The sequence below is a fragment of the Mycobacterium sp. 852014-52450_SCH5900713 genome (assembly GCF_001667075.1).
Taxonomy (GTDB): Bacteria; Actinomycetota; Actinomycetes; order Mycobacteriales; family Mycobacteriaceae; genus Mycobacterium.
Genome location: NZ_LZIL01000078.1, coordinates 247,334 through 265,597 on the forward strand (window position 1 = coordinate 247,334; position 18,264 = coordinate 265,597).

Annotated in this window: 14 protein-coding genes; 2 read left to right on the forward strand and 12 right to left on the reverse strand. The window is 68.6% G+C overall.

Translation table 11 applies throughout. The annotated features are described in order from the left end of the window. Window positions 1-21: 21 nt before the first annotated feature. The gene (fdxA, locus tag A5773_RS24180) at window positions 22-348 is read right to left on the reverse strand and encodes a ferredoxin (protein ID WP_055398945.1); all 327 of its coding nucleotides are present in this window, start codon (window positions 346-348) and stop codon (window positions 22-24) included. A gap of 378 nt (window positions 349-726) precedes the next feature. Between fdxA and A5773_RS24190 the strand changes: the two genes are divergently transcribed. Continuing rightward, entirely contained in the window at window positions 727-1,059 is a 333-nt protein-coding gene (locus tag A5773_RS24190; protein ID WP_066951583.1) for a hemophore-related protein, read from the forward strand. Window positions 1,060-1,075: 16 nt separating this feature from the next. Here the strand turns inward: A5773_RS24190 and A5773_RS24195 are convergent, their stop codons facing one another. The 4 genes from A5773_RS24195 to mshB all read right to left on the reverse strand — a co-directional run bounded on the left by A5773_RS24195 (window position 1,076) and on the right by mshB (window position 6,066). After that, complete coding sequence (locus tag A5773_RS24195) at window positions 1,076-1,849, reverse strand: maleylpyruvate isomerase N-terminal domain-containing protein (RefSeq protein ID WP_067793008.1); 774 nt, start codon at window positions 1,847-1,849, stop codon at window positions 1,076-1,078. Window positions 1,850-1,879: 30 nt separating this feature from the next. Continuing rightward, a complete protein-coding gene (locus tag A5773_RS24200; RefSeq protein ID WP_232001977.1) occupies window positions 1,880-4,498 on the reverse strand; it encodes a bifunctional FO biosynthesis protein CofGH in 2,619 nt (872 codons plus the stop codon). A 110-nt stretch (window positions 4,499-4,608) separates the two neighbouring features. Continuing rightward, complete coding sequence (locus A5773_RS24205; protein ID WP_066951487.1) at window positions 4,609-5,070, reverse strand: hypothetical protein; 462 nt, start codon at window positions 5,068-5,070, stop codon at window positions 4,609-4,611. A 93-nt stretch (window positions 5,071-5,163) separates the two neighbouring features. Further along, complete coding sequence (gene mshB / locus A5773_RS24210; protein WP_067793010.1) at window positions 5,164-6,066, reverse strand: N-acetyl-1-D-myo-inositol-2-amino-2-deoxy-alpha-D-glucopyranoside deacetylase; 903 nt, start codon at window positions 6,064-6,066, stop codon at window positions 5,164-5,166. A 79-nt stretch (window positions 6,067-6,145) separates the two neighbouring features. Here mshB and A5773_RS24215 point away from each other — a divergent pair, with 79 nt between their 5' ends. Next, the gene (locus A5773_RS24215) at window positions 6,146-6,757 is read left to right on the forward strand and encodes a TetR/AcrR family transcriptional regulator (RefSeq protein WP_067261340.1); all 612 of its coding nucleotides are present in this window, start codon (window positions 6,146-6,148) and stop codon (window positions 6,755-6,757) included. 9 nt (window positions 6,758-6,766) lie between these two features. Here the strand turns inward: A5773_RS24215 and A5773_RS24220 are convergent, their stop codons facing one another. The 7 genes from A5773_RS24220 to A5773_RS24250 all read right to left on the reverse strand — a co-directional run bounded on the left by A5773_RS24220 (window position 6,767) and on the right by A5773_RS24250 (window position 18,259). Beyond that, a complete protein-coding gene (locus A5773_RS24220) occupies window positions 6,767-8,659 on the reverse strand; it encodes an ABC transporter family substrate-binding protein (RefSeq protein WP_197507908.1) in 1,893 nt (630 codons plus the stop codon). 45 nt (window positions 8,660-8,704) lie between these two features. Beyond that, window positions 8,705-10,594, reverse strand: a complete 1,890-nt coding sequence (gene typA, locus A5773_RS24225; protein WP_066951499.1) for a translational GTPase TypA — start codon at window positions 10,592-10,594, stop codon at window positions 8,705-8,707. Window positions 10,595-10,765: 171 nt separating this feature from the next. Further along, complete coding sequence (gene narI, locus A5773_RS24230) at window positions 10,766-11,491, reverse strand: respiratory nitrate reductase subunit gamma (protein WP_066951502.1); 726 nt, start codon at window positions 11,489-11,491, stop codon at window positions 10,766-10,768. Beyond that, the gene (gene narJ, locus A5773_RS24235; protein ID WP_067793015.1) at window positions 11,484-12,149 is read right to left on the reverse strand and encodes a nitrate reductase molybdenum cofactor assembly chaperone; all 666 of its coding nucleotides are present in this window, start codon (window positions 12,147-12,149) and stop codon (window positions 11,484-11,486) included. Before narJ ends, narI begins: the two co-directional genes overlap by 8 nt. Beyond that, the gene (narH, locus tag A5773_RS24240; RefSeq protein ID WP_066951509.1) at window positions 12,146-13,768 is read right to left on the reverse strand and encodes a nitrate reductase subunit beta; all 1,623 of its coding nucleotides are present in this window, start codon (window positions 13,766-13,768) and stop codon (window positions 12,146-12,148) included. The genes narJ and narH overlap by 4 nt, the downstream gene beginning before the upstream one ends. A 2-nt stretch (window positions 13,769-13,770) precedes the next feature. Further along, window positions 13,771-17,487, reverse strand: coding sequence for a nitrate reductase subunit alpha (locus tag A5773_RS24245; RefSeq protein ID WP_067793018.1), 3,717 nt, complete (start codon window positions 17,485-17,487; stop codon window positions 13,771-13,773). A 367-nt stretch (window positions 17,488-17,854) separates the two neighbouring features. After that, complete coding sequence (locus tag A5773_RS24250; protein ID WP_066951516.1) at window positions 17,855-18,259, reverse strand: (deoxy)nucleoside triphosphate pyrophosphohydrolase; 405 nt, start codon at window positions 18,257-18,259, stop codon at window positions 17,855-17,857. Window positions 18,260-18,264 lie beyond the last annotated feature (5 nt).

Below are 18,264 nucleotides of genomic sequence, written 5' to 3' on the forward strand. Positions count from 1 at the left end.
GTCTATCCAGCACCGGCCCGCTCAGTCTCCCTCGCCCTGGGGCGGCAGGTCCTTGACGACTTGCGGGTCGTTCTCGGTCATGCCGACCTTGGCGGCACCGCCCGGCGATCCCAGCTCAGTGAAGAAGTCGGCGTTGATCTGCGTGTACTGGCTCCACTGCTCGGGCACGTCGTCTTCGTAGTAGATCGCTTCGACGGGGCAGACGGGCTCGCACGCCCCGCAGTCGACGCACTCGTCGGGGTGGATGTACAGCATCCGCGCGCCCTCGTAGATGCAGTCGACCGGGCACTCCTCGATACATGCCTTGTCTTTGATGTCGACACAGGGCTCGGCGATCGTGTAGGTCACAGACGTCTCCTCCATGTACTGCTTCGGTGTGGGCTGCTCTTCGGCTCGCGCCCGGTGCTTCCGGCCGCTCCGGGACAAAGCTTTCGGTTACTGATACTAGACGTTGCACATACACGTCAACCACTTGGCGCGCCCGTTAAATTGACGATTTAAGACTGCCAGTCTCGGACGCCGCGATCGGGGTCGGTTTCGCCGATGGCGAACAAGGCGCCCAGGCCGCTGAGCTGCGAAAAGTCGCACTTCAGCGGCGCTCCGCGATATGCATTGCGATGGAAGCACGCGCGCGGCGCCTGGTAACCTCGACGAGAGGCGACAGCCGCTGGGCAAATGTCGTCGCCGTGATAGCGGTGCATTTATAGGGGAAGGTGTCCACACATGGTGAGGCTGTCGTTGACCAAATTGACCGTTGCGCTTGGCGGCGCGGCCGTGGCGTTGACCGCCGCGGCCGGAATCGCGTCCGCGGACCCGACGGACGCAATCATCAACACCACGTGCAACTACGGACAGGTGATCGCCGCGCTCAACGCCACCGATCCGGCGGCCGCGACGCAGTTGAACAGCTCGCCCGTGGCGCAGTCTTACATCCGCAACTTCTTGGCCTCGCCGCCGCCGAAGCGGCAGCAGATGGCCCAGCAGATTCAGGCCATGCCGTCGGCGCAGAAGTACTACGACGACATCAACCAGGTCGCCGTCACCTGCAACAACTTCTGAGCCGAACGGACGCCGCTCAGTAACCGCTGAGCAGGCCGCGCACGCGGCCCAGGGTCTCCGGTCCGACGCGGCTGCAGATTCGCGATGGGTCTGCGGGCCTACGCCCCCAAAGCAGCAGGACGCGCGCGGCAGGGTCGGTTTCCAGGGTGGCAGGGCGTTCGGGTTCGGTGAGCCCGATGGCGGTGCGGTCGGCGTCAGCGCTGATCACGACGTCATCGGTGCCGGCGGCCCGCAACCTGGCCTCGACGCGCTCGCCGGGCCGCAATTGCTTAACGCCCTTGGCCAGCAGCGGTTTTCCGACCGCCACGACGCTGTGCGTGGTCATCCAGGGCTCGGCCAGCCCGGTCTTCAGGGCCGCCGGAATGTCGGCGTCCCCGGTGATGTCCCAACCGTGCAGCACGAGCTCTTCGCGCATGTGTTCGGCGAACCAGGGCACCTTCATGGTGCGGCCCGTCCACGCGACGTCGGTGTCCTGGGGCACGTCGTCGGCCGCTTCCGCGATCCGGTTGAGGGTGGCCATCCGGTCGAACAGCGCGTCCCACAGGTCCGCGTCGTTCAGCGCGCGCAGTGGCCCCTCACGTTCCTCGAAGCCGCGCGTGCCGACGGGTTCGCCGTCGAGGTGCGCGGCCAGCACTCGGGCGATCTCCTCGGCGTTCCCGGCCTGATGGACGACGATGTCGCGCACCGTCCAGGCCTCGCACCAGGTGCCGGCGTCGGGCCGGCGCCGCTGCACCGCGTCTACGAACGGCCTCCACTCGGGGAACCGGTCATCGTCGATCTGTCGGTTCACGGCGTCGGGTATACCCGCCGCCGCGGGCTGCTAAGCGGCCCGCGGGGCGTAGGTCGTGGTGCGTTGGCGGGCGGGGCGTCCGATCCCCTCGGCGATCGCGGTCAGCTCTTCGACGCTCTTGGCCGACCCGTACTCCGAACCGGCCATCCGCGAGATGGTCTCCTCCATCAGCGTGCCGCCCAGATCGTTGGCACCGCCGTTGAGCATCACCTGTGTGCGCTCGACCCCGAGCTTGACCCAGCTGGTCTGAATCTGAGATATGCGGCCGTGCAACATGATTCGTGCCAACGCGTGCACGGCACGGTTGTCGCGGTGGGTGGGCCCGGGCCGGGCCGCGCCCGCCAGGTACAACGGCGAGCTCTGGTGTACGAACGGCAACGGGACGAACTCGGTGAACCCGCCGGTGCGGTCCTGGATCCCGCGCAGCACGTTGAGATGACCCACCCAGTGCTGGGGGCTGTCGACGTGCCCGTACATCATCGTCGACGACGACCGCAGGCCCACCTCGTGTGCGGTGGTCACGATGTCGATCCATTCCGACGTCGGCAGCTTGCCCTTGGTCAGCACCCAGCGCACTTCGTCGTCCAGGATCTCGGCCGCCGTGCCCGGGATCGTGTCCAGCCCGGCCTCGCGCAGGCTGATCAGCCACTCGCGGACGCTCAACCCGCTCTTGGTCACGCCGTTGGCAATCTCCATCGGCGAGAAGGCATGCACGTGCATCGACGGCACCCGCGCCTTGACGGCGCGGACCAGGTCGGCGTAGCCGGTGACCGGCAACTCCGGGTCGATCCCGCCCTGCATGCACACCTCGGTGGCGCCTTCGACGTGGGCCTCCCACGCGCGGTCGGCCACCTCTTCGGTGGACAACGAATACGCGTCGGCGTCACCCTTGCGCTGCGCGAAGGCGCAGAACCGGCAACCGGTGTAGCAGATGTTGGTGAAGTTGATGTTGCGGTTCACCACGAATGTCACGTCGTCGCCCACCGTGTCGCGCCGTAGCGAATTGGCGAGGGCGGCAACGGCTTCCAGCGCAGGTCCGTCGGCGGTCGCCAGCGCCAGGTACTCGCTGTCGGTGCAGCCGGCGGGGTCGCGCTCGGCGGCCCGCAGCGCGGCGAGCACATCGGTGTCGATGCGCTCGGGGGCCCGCGCGGCGAGCTCGTGCACCTGCGCGCGGATCGATTCCCAGTCGCCGAAGGCGCTGTCCAGATCGCTGCGCGCTTCGGTGGCGCGGCCCTCGGTGTCGATCGCCGCGTTGAGATCGGTCCGCCCGGCGGAGGCGACGTCGTCGGGCTCCTGCCAGGGCAGCCCCACCGGATTGACGTCGCGGGCCAGGCCGGTCGCCGGGTCGGCCAGCGCCATCACGTGTCCGCGCACCCGCGGGTCGATCCACGCCGCCCCGGCTTGCACATACTTGGGCTGGGCGGTAAGGCGCTGAACCAGTTCGTATCCGGCCTCGGCGGTGATGTCGGCCAGGTCGTCGAGAGCGGGCCACGGCCGCTCGGGGTTGACGTGATCGGGTGTCAGCGGTGATACGCCGCCCCAGTCGTCGACCCCGGCGCCGACCAGCGCCAGGCACTCGTCGCGGGACACCAGGTTGGGCGGCGCCTGAATGCGCATGCCGGGGCCGAGCACCAGCCGGGCGACCGCCACCGTCGCGAGGTAGTCGTCGATCCCCGCGTCGGGCACGGCGGCCATCGCGGTGTGTTCCTTGGCCCGGAAGTTCTGCACGATCACTTCTTGCACATGACCGAACTCCTTGTGCGACTTACGAATCGCGTGCAAGGTTTCGGCACGTTCGGTCAGCGTCTCGCCAATGCCGACCAGCAGGCCGGTGGTGAACGGGATGGAGAGCCGGCCCGCATCGGTGAGTGTGCGCAGCCGCACCGCGGGGTCTTTGTCCGGGCTGCCGTAGTGGGCAAGCCCTTTCGTCTCGAACAACCGCCGCGACGTGGTCTCGAGCATCATGCCCATCGACGGCGCCACCGGCTTCAGCCGGGCCATCTCCGACCAACTCATCACACCGGGGTTCAGGTGCGGCAGCAGGCCGGTCTCTTCCAGCACCCGGATCGCCATGGCCCGCACGTAGGACAGCGTGGAGTCGTAGCCGCGTTCGCTGAGCCACTGCCCCGCCTCCGGCCACCGATCCTCGGGCCGGTCGCCAAGGGTGAAAAGGGCTTCTTTGCAACCCAATTCGGCTCCGCGGCCAGCGATTTCGAGAATCTCGTCGGGTTCGAGGTACATGCCCGCACCCTGCGCGCGCAGCTTGCCCGGCACGGTGACGAAGGTGCAGTAGTGGCAAGTGTCGCGGCACAGATGGGTGACCGGGATGAACACCTTGCGCGAATAGGTGACGGGCAACCCGCCGCCGGGGCCGCGCCGGCCGGCCGATGCCAGGCCCGCGTCGCGCACCCGCGCCGCGCTGGCGCACAGATCCGCGAGGTCCGCACCGCGCGCGGTCATCGCAATGGCCGCCTCATCGACGTTGAGCGCAACGCCGTCTCGCGCGCGACGCAACACTCGTCGCAACGCCGAGGCGCTGGTCTTTGGCAAAACCACAGGAGTAGGAAGAGCGGTAGGCTCCTCGCCCGGAGTCAGCGGCACCTTCGTGTAACTTCCCCACGATCGAATTTCATCCGCGTGTCCCAACATGTGAAATTATCTTCCGACCCGTGCGGGCCCCGTCTGCGCAACAGTCAAACAGTAGCGGCAGTGCCACACCCGCCAGCGGGGACATCCCGGCCCGCGTGACCGCATGAACCTCAGGGCCGGCGCCCGCGCCGCCACAGCACCCAGAACGGCGGGACCACACCCAGCACGATCAGCAGCAACGCCCCGTAGGCCATCAGGCCGCGACCCCCCAGGATCACGTCGTCGGCCGGGCCGCCCATGCTGATCACCGCCACCGTGAGCAGCCACGTCCACAACGGCAGCGCGGCCAGCCGCGACGATGTGGTCCACCGGCCGGCGGCCCACACCAGCGCGGCGTTGACCAATCCAGAAATCAAGCCGCTGATGGGAAACGGGACCGACCCGATATAGGAAGGCAGCAGCAGGGCCCCGGCCAGTGCGGAAAGGACCCCGTCGACGGCCAACAACGCCAAGACAACGAACCGTATCGCGGGGTCTGTCGCGCCGATGTCTTCGAGAGATGCGGCGCGCGGCTTGGTTTCGGTCAGGTCGGGACGCTGTCGATGTTGGAGAGTATCGAGCCGATAACCCACTGCAGGCTGTCGAGCCGGTCCTGCCAATGCTGCTGATTAGGGTCCAGGTCGGGGTCCATGCGAAATCCTTCCGTGGCTGCCTGATTGGCAAGCCTACCCCGTGCCGGTCGCGGTGAAATCAAGCCCCGCAAGCAGATCTGTTTCCCAACCGCGCTCGTCGCGCTCCCCCGCCGCGCCGGCCGCCAGCACGTAGTGCTCCTCGGCGAGGATCGGCAGAGCCATGTTGTTCGACAGGGCGCAGGCCCGGCCGGTTGGTCCCACGACCACCTGGGTGGCGTGCGCGGCGAGCGCCGCCCGCTTTGCCGCCCAGGCGTCATGGCCGGGCTCGACGACGGCATCGATGTCGGAGTCCGCGTACCCGAAGCCGAACTCTTCCTCCGGGGGGATCGCCCACTCGGGCCGCAGGTCCTCGCCATTGAGCGCACGCATGCCCGCCAGGAAGGCGCGGGTGGCGAACACCGACCAGTAGAACTTCGGCACGGTCCACGGCTCGCCGGGGAAGTCGCCGGAGCCGGCAGCCGCCACGGCGGCCGTTGTGACGGTATGGGTGTGGACGTGGTCGGGGTGGCCGTAGCCGCCGCCCGGGTCGTAGGTCACCACGACGTGCGGGCGGTGCTCGCGAATGACGGCGACCAACTCGCCGACGGCCTCACCCTCGTCGGCGTCGATGAACCGCCGACGCCCCCGCCCCGGCGTCCCCTGCATGCCCGAGTCGCGCCAGCGCCCGGCGCCGCCCAGGTAGTGGGGGGCACCGACGCCGAGCGCACGCAGCGCCGCGGTGAGCTCGCCGATGCGGTAGCCCCCCAACTGGTCCGCGTGATCGACGGCCAGGCCGGCCCAGCGGTCGCCGATGACCTCACCCTCTTCGCCGAGTGTGCAGGTGACGACGCGCACGTCGGCCCCGCGGGCGGTGTAGTGGGCGATGGTGGCGCCGTTGCTGAGGCTCTCGTCGTCGGGATGCGCGTGGACGAACAGCAGCCGGGGCGTCTCGGACATGGACGCACCCTACCCGCAGCGCAGGCCCGTTGGCGGTCTCGTCGCCACCGATAGGAACGCATACGGCTACTATCGAGGGATGCCGCAGCTCACCCAGACCGCCCCGACCGGTGGCCGGAGCCGCCGACGGGGCGAGGTCCTCGAGCGGGCGCTCTACGAGGCCACCCTGGCCGAATTGGCCGAGGTCGGCTACGGCGGCCTGACGATGGAGGGAATCGCGGCGCGCGCCCACACCGGCAAGGCGGCCCTGTACCGGCGGTGGGCGACCAAGTGCGAGCTCGTGCACGCCGCACTCGTCCATACCTTGCCGCCGTTGCCGGAGGCGCGTGCCGGCCGGTCGGCCCGGGAGAACCTGCTGACGGTGTTCAGCGCCCACCGCGACGTCTGCGCCGGGAAGACCGCCTTCCCCGGCATGGCCACCGTCAACCAGCTCCTGCACGAACCCGAGATGCGCGCCATCTTCGCCGACGCCGTGGTGGCCCCCCGCCTGCAGATCATCGAATCGATCCTGCGGGCCGCCGTCGCGGAGGGCGAGCTCGATCCGGCGCTGATCACCCCGCTGACTGCCCGCATCGGCCCGGCTTTGATCAACCAGCACTTCCTGCTGACCGGATCGCCGCCGAACCGCCGGGAGCTGGCGCTGATCGTCGACACCGTGATCCCGCCGCGACCAGGGCGGGCGGCCGACTGACGACGCGGGCTACGGCCCGGTCTTGATCCACTGGCCGGCGTCGCCGACGATGCCGACCGGCACCGCGCCCGACAGGCTGACGTTCTGCACGCTAGGGCCGGCGCCGACGATCGTGGTGTCCTGCAGGATCGGCAATACGGTGGACATGTTCCACAGGCGCGGCTCGACCGCGGTGATCACGTCGTTGATGCTCTTGGTGCCGTTCAGCGCGGCATCGATGTTGGACTGAACGCTGCGATCGCAGATCCCGGTGAGGTTGGACGGCGCCTGCACCAAGGCGTTGGGGTCAGCCGGGCGGCTGGGCGGCGGCGTCGACGTCGGCGTGGTGGCGGAGGTGCCCGGTCCGGTGGTCGATGGCGAGACCGGAGGAGAAGAGGTGGTCGTCGGCCCGGTGGACGCCGGCACCTGCGTCGATTCCAGGGCCGGGCAGCCGTACCGCGACGCCAAGCGCGTCGCCAGATTGCCACCCGCCTGGTGCCAGCCGACGATCGCGTCCACCTGGTGGTTGTTCAGCGCGTCGCGATACAGCGTCACCGGGTCGAGCGCCAGCACGCTGGCGGCGATGCCGACGTTGCGCAACTGGTCGGCCGCGGTGTTGGCGACCGCGACGGACGTCGGGTCGTTGACCGCCACGCCGATGACCAGCGCCAGCTGCTGACCGTCCTTGCTGATCCGGCCGCGGATGACTTCGGGCGGCGCGGTGTTCGCCGGTGTCGGCGCCGGGGACCCCGACGAGTTGCCCTCGACCTTGTAGCCGGATCCCTCCAGCAACGCCAGCGCCGCCGGCGTCGTCATCGCGGGGGGCGCGGTCGGCTCGTAGCCGGGATCGCTGGGGGCCCGGATCTGGGCCTGGTCCAGCGTGACGGTGTTGTCGCTGCCCGCGCCCACCGCCGCCAGCAGGTCGACGTCGAGCAGCCCGAGGATCGCCTTGCGCACCTGCGTGTCGGACAGCTTGGGCTCGTTGGCGCGCAGGGTCAGCTGCATGACCCGAGGCGTCACGATCCGCGCGGTGCGCACGTCGGGGATGGCGGACAGCTGTGCGAAGGCCGCCGATCCGCCGTGCACCTGCGCGACCTGGGTGTCCCCATTGCGCACGGAGTCGGCCAGCGCGGCCGGCGCCCCGGCACGCCGGAAGAGGATGAGCGCGGGCTTGGCCGGTGATCCCCAGTAGCGGTCGTTGCGGGCCACCAGGATCTCGTCGCGCTGCGGATCGATGCTCTCCACCCGGAACTGGCCGCCGGTCACCGGGAGCGCTCGGGCCAGCCCGGCCGCGAAACCGCCCGGCACGTCCTTGACGATATGCGCCGGAAGGATGTTGCTGAACAGCTCTTTCCACGACGGGTAGGGCTGGGCGAAGGTGACCACCGCCTGCTTGCCGCCCTCGAGCGACTGCACGCCGGTGATGAGGTCGTACCCGGCGGGGTCGACGACGCCGGGCTGGCTGACCATCTGCCGCCACAGGTACCAGAAGTCGTCGGCGGCGATCGGGGCGTTGTCGGTCCACTGCGCCTCCGGCCGGATCTTGTAGGTCACCGTGAACGGGTTCTGGCCGGTGACCTCGGCCGACTCCAGCAGGGTCGGGTCCATCTCCCAGCGTGAGCCCGTCGGCGTGCCGGGGTCGGGCACCGGCCGGAACGCGCTGGGCAGCACCAGCGCGCTGATCGCCGCGTTCACCGGGGACAGGTCGGACAGCAGGTGCGGGTTGAAGCCGGCCCCGATCGAGTCGATGCCCATGATGATCTGGGTCGGCCGCGGCGGCGGGGGCGGGGAGTTGTGCGGAGTGTCGGTGCTCTGCGGCGCCGGCGGGGGGTTGACCGTGCACGCCGCGAGCGCCAATCCGGCCAGCGAGACGACCACACCCACCGTCACGAAGAAACGGCGGACTCGTCTCGGCATGCCGATCAGGGTATCGAGCAGCTGCCCAGCAGCCCGCCCAAGCACGCGCGATTAACCCCGGGCCTTGGCCCGCGCCCGGCTGCGGCCCCGGGTCGTGGCATCCAGCTCCACCTTGCGGACGCGGACGATCTCCGGGGTCACCTCGACGCATTCGTCTTGCGCACAGAACTCCATGGCCTGTTCGAGGTCGAGCTCGAGCGGCTTGGCCAAAGTCTCGATGACGTCCGCCGTCGACGACCGCATGTTGGTGAGCTTCTTCTCCCGGGTGACGTTGATGTCGAGATCCTCTGCGCGCGGGTTGATTCCGACGACCATGCCCTCGTAGGTGTCCTGGCCGGGTTCGACGAAGAACTGTCCGCGATCGGCGAGCTGAATCAGCGCGAACGGCGTGATGGTGCCGCTGCGGTCGGAGACCAGCGACCCGGTGTGGCGGGCCCGGATCTCCCCCGCCCACGGGCGGTAGCCGTCGAACACGGCGTTGGCGATCCCGGTGCCGCGCGTGATGGTCAGGAAATCGGTGCGGAACCCGATCAGCCCGCGACTGGGCACGATGAAGTCCATCCGGACCCAGCCGGCGGCGTGGTTGGTCATCTCCTCCATGCGACCCTTGCGGGCGGCCATCAGCTGGGTGATCGCGCCGACGAACTCTTCGGGGCAGTCGATGGTCATCGCCTCGAACGGCTCGTGCAGCTTGCCGTCGATCGTGCGGGTCACCACCTGCGGCTTGCCGACGGTGAGCTCGAAACCCTCGCGGCGCATCTGTTCGACCAGGACCGCCAGGGCGAGCTCGCCGCGGCCTTGCACCTCCCAGGCGTCGGGCCTGCCGATGTCCACGACCCGGATCGACACGTTGCCGACCAGCTCTTGGTCCAGGCGGTTGCGGACCATGCGCGCGGTCAGCTTGTGGCCCGAAACCTTGCCCGCCAGCGGCGAGGTGTTGGTACCGATCGTCACCGAGATCGCCGGCTCGTCGACGGTGATGCGGGGCAGCGCGTGGGCGTGATCGGGATCGGCCAGCGTGTCGCCGATCATGATCTCGGGCAGGCCGGCGACCGCCACGATGTCGCCGGCGATCGCCTCGTCGGTCGCGCTGCGCTCGACGCCCTCGGTCGCGAGCAACTCGGTGATCTTGGCGCTGGTGATGACTGGCAGCCCGTCGACCTCGCGCATCCAGGCCACCTGCTGGCCCTTGCGCAGCTTGCCGTTGTAGATGCGGATCAGGGCGAGCCGCCCGAGGAAGGCCGACGCGTCGAGGTTGGTCACCAACGCCTGCAGCGGCGCCTCGGGGTCGCCCGACGGCGGGGGAATGTGCTCCATCAGCACGTCGAACAGCGGGTCCAGGTTGTCGCCGGCGGGCACCTCGCCGTCGGCCGGCTGGGTGGTGCTGGCCACGCCGGCCCGGCCGGACGCGTACAGCGTCGGAAGGCCCAGCGCATGCTCGGCCGCCTTGGCGGCCTCGTCGTCGAGGTCGGACGCGACGTCCAGCAGCAGGTCGTGGCTGGAGTCCACCACCTCGGCGATGCGCGCGTCGGGCCGGTCGGTCTTGTTGACGACAAGGATCACCGGAAGGTGTGCGGCCAGCGCCTTGCGCAGCACGAACCGCGTCTGCGGCAGCGGCCCTTCGGACGCGTCGACCAGCAGCAGCACGCCGTCCACCATGGACAGCCCGCGTTCCACCTCCCCGCCGAAGTCGGCGTGCCCGGGGGTGTCGATGACGTTGATCACGGTCACCGTGCCGTCGGCGTTGACGCGGTGCACGGCGGTGTTCTTGGCCAGGATGGTGATGCCTTTTTCCTTCTCGAGGTCACCGCTGTCCATGATGCGTTCCTGGGTGTCGTCACCGCGGTGATGCAGCGCCCCGGATTGCCGCAGCATCGCGTCCACGAGGGTGGTCTTGCCGTGGTCGACGTGGGCGACGATGGCGACGTTACGAAATGGCACGTCGGTGATTGTGGCAGCGGGGGGCCTCCCAAAGCGAACTCGAAGGCGAACTGGCAGGTGCGGCCCGCGCGCTGTCCGGTGTGCGTCCAGGGCGGCCCGGCATGGCGTGTCGACACCCTGGCCGCACACCGAAAGCCCAGGACGCACACTCAACGGGCCGCCGAGGGCCCCCTACCATCCCCTGCGGCGCGGCGCGGTGCCGACCAATTCGCCCTCGGATTCGCGGCTGCGGTAAACGATGTACGGCCGGAACAGGTAGGCGATCGGCGCGCTGAAGATGTGCACCAGCCGGGTGAACGGCAGCAGCGTGAACAGCACCATGCCGATCAAGGCGTGCAGCTGGTAGTCCAGCGGCGCGTTGATCATCACCTCGCCGTGCGGCTGGAAGATCCAAATCCGGCGGAACCACAGCCCGACCGTGTACCGGTAGTGGAATTCGCCGCCGTGCGGCCCGGTGCCGATCAGGTCGCAGTACAGGCCCACCACGATGGCCAGCACCAGCACCACATACATCAGCTTGTCGCTGCGGGTGGTGGCCATGGACACCGCCGGGCGGGTGAACCGCCGGTAGATCAGCAATCCGATCCCGGCCAGGGTCGCCAGGCCGGCGGCCGACCCGGCGATGACCGCCTGCAGATGGTAGACGTGGTCGCTCATCTTCAGCATGTGCGTCACCCGCGGCGGGATGAACAAGCCCATCACGTGTCCGGCGAAAACCGCCAGGATGCCGAAGTGGAACATCGGGCTGGCCACCCGCAACAGCCGCGACTCGTAGATCTGCGAGGAACGGGAGGTCCAGCCGAACTTGTCGTAGCGGTACCGCCACCAGGTGCCGACGATCAAGACGGTCAGCGTGACGTACGGCGCGATGTCCCAGAACAACACATTGCTAAACACTTGGCGCTCCTTCGCGTCGGGGCGGCACGGTCAAGTTAAAGGGTTGCAGCCCAACGGCTTCGGCCGGCGGCCCGGCCTGCGCCAGGCGCTCGGCGCGGCGCGCGTCCTGGTCCGTCGCGGCGGGCAGCGTCGCGCACACCGCCGCCACGGTGGGCTCGTAGGGCGACTTCGCGTCGGCGAGGGCGCCCCGCAAGACGTCGATAGGAACGCGGTGATCGGTCAGCAACCGCCGCCCGACCTCGGGATCGACGGTGGCGGCGAACTCGAGGACGACGGGCAGGTGATCGGGCGCCTCGGCGCGCGGAGGCTGCACGCCGGATTCCCGGTAAGCGGCGGCGAACTCGACCATCTCCCGGCCGCGGTTTCGGGTGTCCCCGGCGGTCCAGTACGTCAGGTACATCGTGCAGTGGCGCCGCATGTCGAACGTCGCGACGTAGTCCATCGCGGCGGCCATCGGCTCGCGAGCGCGCAGCGCGGCCACCGTCTGTCCGAGCAGCGTCGCCTCGGGCCCGCCGATGTGGCTGAGCAGTTCGTCGACGGTGTCCAGCCGCGCAGGCAGCTCGTCGTCCGGGTAGGCCAGCAGCAGCGATGCCGCCTGCCACACCAGTCGGTCCTGCAGGGTATTGGTGCGTCCGCGGCGCCCGGCCAGCAGCCTCATTGCTTCTGCTCTTCGGGAAACATCCCGGCGGGCACCTGGCGCCCGTCCCAATTCAGCAGGTTCACCCGCGCGGACCGCTGGCCGTTGGCGGCCGCCTCGCCGCCGGGCCGCTTGAGCGCGTGGAACGTCTCCACGGCGACCGGGACCGGGTCACCCGACTCGTACATGCCCGGGCCACCGTCGCCCGTCAACGAGCAACCCATCTCTTCGAGGTCGCGGGCCTGCGGGCTGAACGCGGTCGGAATGACATAGCGCTCTTCGTATTTGGCGATGGCCAGCAGCCGGTACATCTCGTAGATCTGCTCTTCGGTCATCCCAACGGATTGCGGTATGTGCGGCCGGGTTTCGCGCCCGAGATTGATGTCGCGCATGTAGGAGCGCATCGCCGCCAGCCGGCGCAACACGCCCTCGACCACGGCGGTGTCACCGGCGGTGAACAATTCGGCCAGGTACTGGATGGGGATGCGCAGTGCGTCCAGCGCGCCGAACAGGTTGCCGAGGTCCTCCCCGTCGTGACCGTCGCGGCTGACCGCGTCGACCACCGGCGACAGCGGCGGGATGTACCAGACCATCGGCATGGTGCGGTATTCCGGGTGCAGGGGCAGCGCGACCTTGTAGTCGTTGATCAGCGCGTAGACCGGCGAGCGTTGGGCCGCCTCGATCCACTCGTCGGAGATGCCTTCCGCGCGCGCGGCGGTGATGACTTCAGGATCGTTGGGGTCCAACAGGATTCGGCGCTGCGCCTCGTAGAGGTCTTTTTCGTCCTCCACCGAGGCCGCCTCCAGCACCTGGTCGACGTCGTAGAGGACCAGGCCCAGATACCGCAGCCGGCCCACGCAGGTCTCCGAGCAGATGGTCGGCAACCCGACCTCCATCCGCGGATAGCACAGCGTGCACTTCTCGGCCTTGCCCGTCTTGTGGTTGAAATAGACCTTCTTGTAAGGACATCCGGAGACGCACATCCGCCACCCCCGGCACCGGTCCTGGTCGACCAGCACGATGCCGTCCTCGCTGCGCTTGTACATCGCGCCCGACGGGCACGACGCCACGCAGGACGGGTTGAGGCAGTGCTCGCAGATCCGGGGCAGATAGAACATGAAGGTCTCTTCGAGCGCGAGTTTGACGTCCTCGCTGACCTTCTTCAGAATCGGGTCTCCCGACAGGATCTCCGGTGACCCGGCCAGGTTGTCGTCCCAGTTCGGCCCCCAGGAGATCTTCATCGGTTCGCCGCTGATCAGGCTCTTCGGTGCCGCGGTGGGAAACGTGTCACCCGCGGGCGCCGTGGTCAGGTTCTCGTAGTCGTAGGTCCAGGGCTCGTAGTAGTCGTCGATGATCGGCAGCCGCGGGTTGGCGAAGATGCGCAGCAACTTCTGGATACGCCCGCCGTCGCGCAACCGCAGCCGGCCTTTCTTGTCGCGTATCCAGCCGCCGCGCCACCGCTCCTGGTCCTCATAGGTGCGCGGATAGCCTTGGCCCGGACGGGTTTCCACGTTGTTGAACCACACGTACTCGGTGCCGGGACGGTTGGTCCAGGCCTGCTTGCAGGTGACCGAGCAGGTGTGGCATCCGATGCACTTGTCGAGGTTCATCACCATCGCCAGCTGCGCCATGACCTTCATCGTCAGTACGTCACTTCCTGGTTGCGGCGGCGCACCACGGTGACCTCGTCGCGCTGGTTGCCGGTCGGTCCCATGTAGTTGAAGGCGAACGCATGCTGGCCGTAGCCCCCGGCGAGGTGGCTGGGCTTGATGCGGACGCGGGTCAGCGCGTTGTGGTTGCCGCCACGCTTGTTGTTGGTTTCGGTGCGGGGTGTGTCCACCGTGCGTTCCTGCACGTGGTAGACGAACACCACACCGTCGGGCATGCGGTGCGAGACGATGGCACGGCACACGTAGATGCCGTTGGCATTGACGGCCTCGACCCAATCATTGTCGCGGACTTTGAGTTTGGCCGCGTCGCCGGGGCTCATCCACATGGTCGGCCCGCCCCGGGACAACGACAGCATGTAAAGGTTGTCCTGGTAGGTCGAGTGGAACGACCACTTCGAGTGCGGCGTCAAATACCGCACGGTGAGGCCGATCCCGCCCCTACCGTCCGGGGTTGGACCCAGCTGCGGCTGGCCGAACAGCCGCGACATGTCCAGCGGCGGACGGAACACGGGCAGGTGCTCGCCGAGTTCCTCGACCCAGTCGTGGGCCAGGTAGAAGTGCATCCGGCCGGTCAGCGTGTGGAACGGCTTCAGGTTTTCGATGTTGATGGTGAACGGCGCGTAGCGGCGCCCGCCGGTTTCGCTGCCCGACCATTCCGGGCTGGTGATCACCGGGACAGGACGCGCCTGGGTGTCGGCATAGCTGATGCGCCGCTCCTCGCTGCCCTCGGCCAGGTGCGCCAGCCGTTGACCCGTACGCTTCTCCAGTTCGCGGAAGCCCTCGACAGCGAGCCGGCCGTTGGTCGTCCCGGACAACAGCAGCAGCACGTCGGCCATCCGCGCGGCGGTCGTGATCGCCGGACGCCCTGCTGCCGCACCGGAATTCATCACACCAAACTTGGCCGCCAGTTCCTCGACCTCCCGGAACGGATGCACCGTGATGCCCTTGGTGGTCAGGCCGAACGTCTCGACGAGCGGGCCCAGGGTCTGCCACTTGTCATAGACGGCGCCGTAGTCGCGTTCGACCACGGTGAGCCTGGCCATGCTGCGCCCGGGCACCGGTGTCGCACCGGTGTGCAGCCAGTCTTCTTCGGTGCCATCGGGATAGGCCATCGCGTCGGGGGTGTCATGCTGCAGCGCGGTAAGGACCACGTCGCGGCGGGTGCCCAGGTGACGCTTGGCCAGTGCGCTGAAGGCGCGCGCGATCGCGCCGAAAGCCTCGAAATCCGAACGGGTTTCCCAGGGCGGATCCGTCGCGGCGCTGAACGCGTGCACGTACGGGTGCATGTCCGTGCTGGAGATGTCGGCCTTCTCGTACCAGGTCGCTGCCGGCAGCACGATGTCCGAGACCAATGTCGTCGAGGTCATCCGGAAGTCGATCGACATCATCAGGTCGAGCTTGCCCTCGGGGATGTCGCCCTCGCACACCACGTCGGCGGGCGGTATCCCGTCGGCCGGCGGCTCGGCCTGCACATTGGAGTCGGTGCCCAGCAGGTGGCGCAGGAAGTACTCGCCGCCCTTGCCCGACGATCCGATCAGGTTGGCCCGCCAAACCGTAAGCACCCGTGGCCAGTTGACCGGATTGTCGGGATCGGTGACCGAGAGCTTGAGCTTGCGGTCGCGAAGCTGCTCGGCGACGTAGTCGGCGACGTCGCGGCCGGCGGCGCGCGCCTCGTCGGCGACATCCAGGCTGGACCGGTCGAACTGGGGGTAGAACGGGCTCCAGCCCATCGCGGTAGCCGAGGCCAGCAGATCCATCGTGTGTTTGCCCGCGAATCGGCCGCGGCCCAGCGGGCTGGCCAGCTTGTCGGCCGCGTAGCCGTCGTAGCGCCACTGATCGGTGTGCGCGTACCAGTAGGACGCACCCGGCACCTGCCGCGGCGGACGCACCCAGTCGGTGGCCATCGCCATCGTCTGAAATCCGGTGAGCGGACGTACCTTTTCCTGGCCGACGTAATGGGCCCAGCCGCCGCCGTTGCGCCCCATCGACCCGGTCAGCATCAGCAGCGCGAGCACAGCCCGGTAGATGGCGTCGCCGTGGAACCACTGACAGATCCCGCTGCCCATGATGATCATGGACCGGCCGCCGGATTCCTCCGCGTTGCGGGCGAATTCGTTGGCAACGCGGATGGCCTGCGCGGCCGAAACGCCGGTGATCGCCTCCTGCCACGCGGGGGTGTTCTGCTGGGTCGGGTCGTCGTAGCCGGTGGGCCATTCGCCGGGCAATCCCGGGCGGCCGACGCCGTACTGGGCGAGCATCAGGTCGAAAACGGTGCACACCAGGTGCTTGCCGACGCGGCGCACCGGGACACCGCGCGCCACGGTGGCGCCTTCGCCGTTGATCGTGTCGAAGCTGGCCAGGTGCACCAGTGCGGTGTCGCTATCGCCGTTGGCGCCGTGGGTATTCCGCACGCTGAGCGCCGGCACCAGGGCGCCGAGGTCGAGGTTCCACTTACCGACACCGTCCTCCCCGTAGCGGAAACCCAGTGAACCGTGCGGCACCACCACCGAGTCGGTGGCCTCGTCCCACACCGCCGGCTTGAGCGCTGAATTCTCCTCGGCCTCAAAGCCTCTGCCCAGATCCGCCGCCGTGAGGTTCTTCCCCGGCACCAGCATGTCGCCGCGCGCTTCCAGCTTGATCAGGAACGGCAGGTCGGTGTAGCGGCGCGCGAAGTCGGCGAAGAACGGAACCTCCTTCTGCACATAGCATTCCGAAAGAATGACGTGCCCCATCGCCATCGCGAGCGCCCCATCGGTGCCGGCCGCGCACGGCATCCACTCGTCGGCGAACTTGGTGTTGTCGGCGTAGTCGGGGCTGACGGTCACCACCTTGGTGCCGCGGTAACGCGCCTCGGCCATCCAGTGTGCGTCGGGGGTCCGGGTGATCGGCACGTTGGAGCCCCACATCATCAAATAGGCCGCGTCCCACCAGTCTCCGGATTCGGGGACGTCGGTCTGATCGCCGAACACCTGCGGCGAGGCCACCGGCAGGTCGGCGTACCAGTCGTAGAACGACGTCATCGGGGCGCCGATCAGCTCGAAGAACCGCGACCCCGCGGCGTAGGACACCATGGACATCGCCGGGATCGGCGAGAAGCCGGCGACCCGGTCGGGACCGTAGGTCTTGATGGTGTGCACGTGGGCGGCGGCGATCAGCTCGGTGGCCTCGGCCCAGGTGATCCGGATCAGTCCGCCCTTGCCGCGGGCCCGCTGATAGCGCCGTCGACGTTCGGGGTCCGCCTGGATGTCGGCCCAGGCGAGCACGGGATCGCCGAGGCGCGCCTTGGCTTCCCGGTACATCTCGACCAGCACGCCCCGGGCGTACGGGTAACGCACCCGGGTGGGTGAGTAGCTGTACCAGGAGAACGACGCCCCGCGTGGGCATCCGCGCGGCTCGTATTCCGGCCGGTCCGGGCCCACCGATGGGTAGTCGGTTTGCTGGGTTTCCCAGGTGATGATCCCGTCCTTGACGTAGATCTTCCAGGAGCACGAGCCGGTGCAGTTGACCCCGTGGGTGGAGCGCACCACCTTGTCGTGGCTCCACCGGTCGCGGTAGAACACGTCCGCCTCGCGGCCACCCCGCCGTGTCACCGTGCGCAGGTCGGCCGAGAACTCGCCGGGCGTGAAGAACCGCCCGCTGCGTTCCAGCAACTCCTCGAGCGCTCCACCAACGTGTGGTGTGAGAGTCAACAGGTACCCCTTCTACTCCGTATCGCTGCGTCGTAGCCGGGCCGTCGTTTCGACCCCAGGTGCGTTGTATTGAGCGTCGGCCCGCGCCGCATGACCGGCGCCATCGATGTGGGCGGCGCGGACCGCGCACCCGCATCGGGTGCGGGAAGGGCCTATCACCTCCGCCGTACGCGGCCTGTTAACGAAAATCCGTCTGCTCAGCATGGGTCTGCGGACCAGAGGCGTCCGACGCGGACGTAGGATCGCCGCCGGCACGCACCTCTAGGTCAATTCGTTTACTACAAGTTCACGTTGGGTTATATCCCCAAGTTCACCTTCGTGACCTTCTGCGGCGCTGAATGTCAGCTGCCGAAAGGCTGTGGACTTGTTATGAGGCCCCGCCGGCAAGCGTCCGTACCAGGTCAGCGACCCAGGCGCGGTCGGCGGGCACCCAGTCGACATCGGTCAGCTCGCCCGCCGTCACCCAGCGCACCGCCCGGTGGTCACGGGCGTGCGGCTCGCCGCCGAGCAGGTGCACGCGGTAGGCCCGCAGCGTCATCCCGTCCAGCGCGATGTCGTCGCCCACGCGGTCGCCCACCGCGACGTCGCCGACGGTCAGCCCCAGCTCCTCGGCCAGCTCCCGGGCCAGGGCGTCGGGCTCCGTCTCACCCGGCGCGACCTTGCCGCCGGGCAACTCCCAGCGGCCGGCCAACTCGGGCGGCCGGACGCGCTGCGCCACCAAGACGCTGGCGCCGCGGATGACCGCTCCGGCGACGACGATCTGGGTCGGCATGGCCA

Bases quoted from the DNA above. Each gene is read 5' to 3' on its own strand.
- A5773_RS24200 (WP_232001977.1), bottom strand. From the start codon at position 4,498: ATGTTGGGACACGCGGATGAAATTCGATCGTGGGGAAGTTACACGAAG.
- mshB (WP_067793010.1), bottom strand. From the start codon at position 6,066: ATGTCCGAGACGCCCCGGCTGCTGTTCGTCCACGCGCATCCCGACGAC.
- A5773_RS24215 (WP_067261340.1), top strand. From the start codon at position 6,146: ATGCCGCAGCTCACCCAGACCGCCCCGACCGGTGGCCGGAGCCGCCGA.
- narJ (WP_067793015.1), bottom strand. From the start codon at position 12,149: ATGAGGCTGCTGGCCGGGCGCCGCGGACGCACCAATACCCTGCAGGAC.
- narH (WP_066951509.1), bottom strand. From the start codon at position 13,768: ATGAAGGTCATGGCGCAGCTGGCGATGGTGATGAACCTCGACAAGTGC.
- A5773_RS24250 (WP_066951516.1), bottom strand. From the start codon at position 18,259: ATGCCGACCCAGATCGTCGTCGCCGGAGCGGTCATCCGCGGCGCCAGC.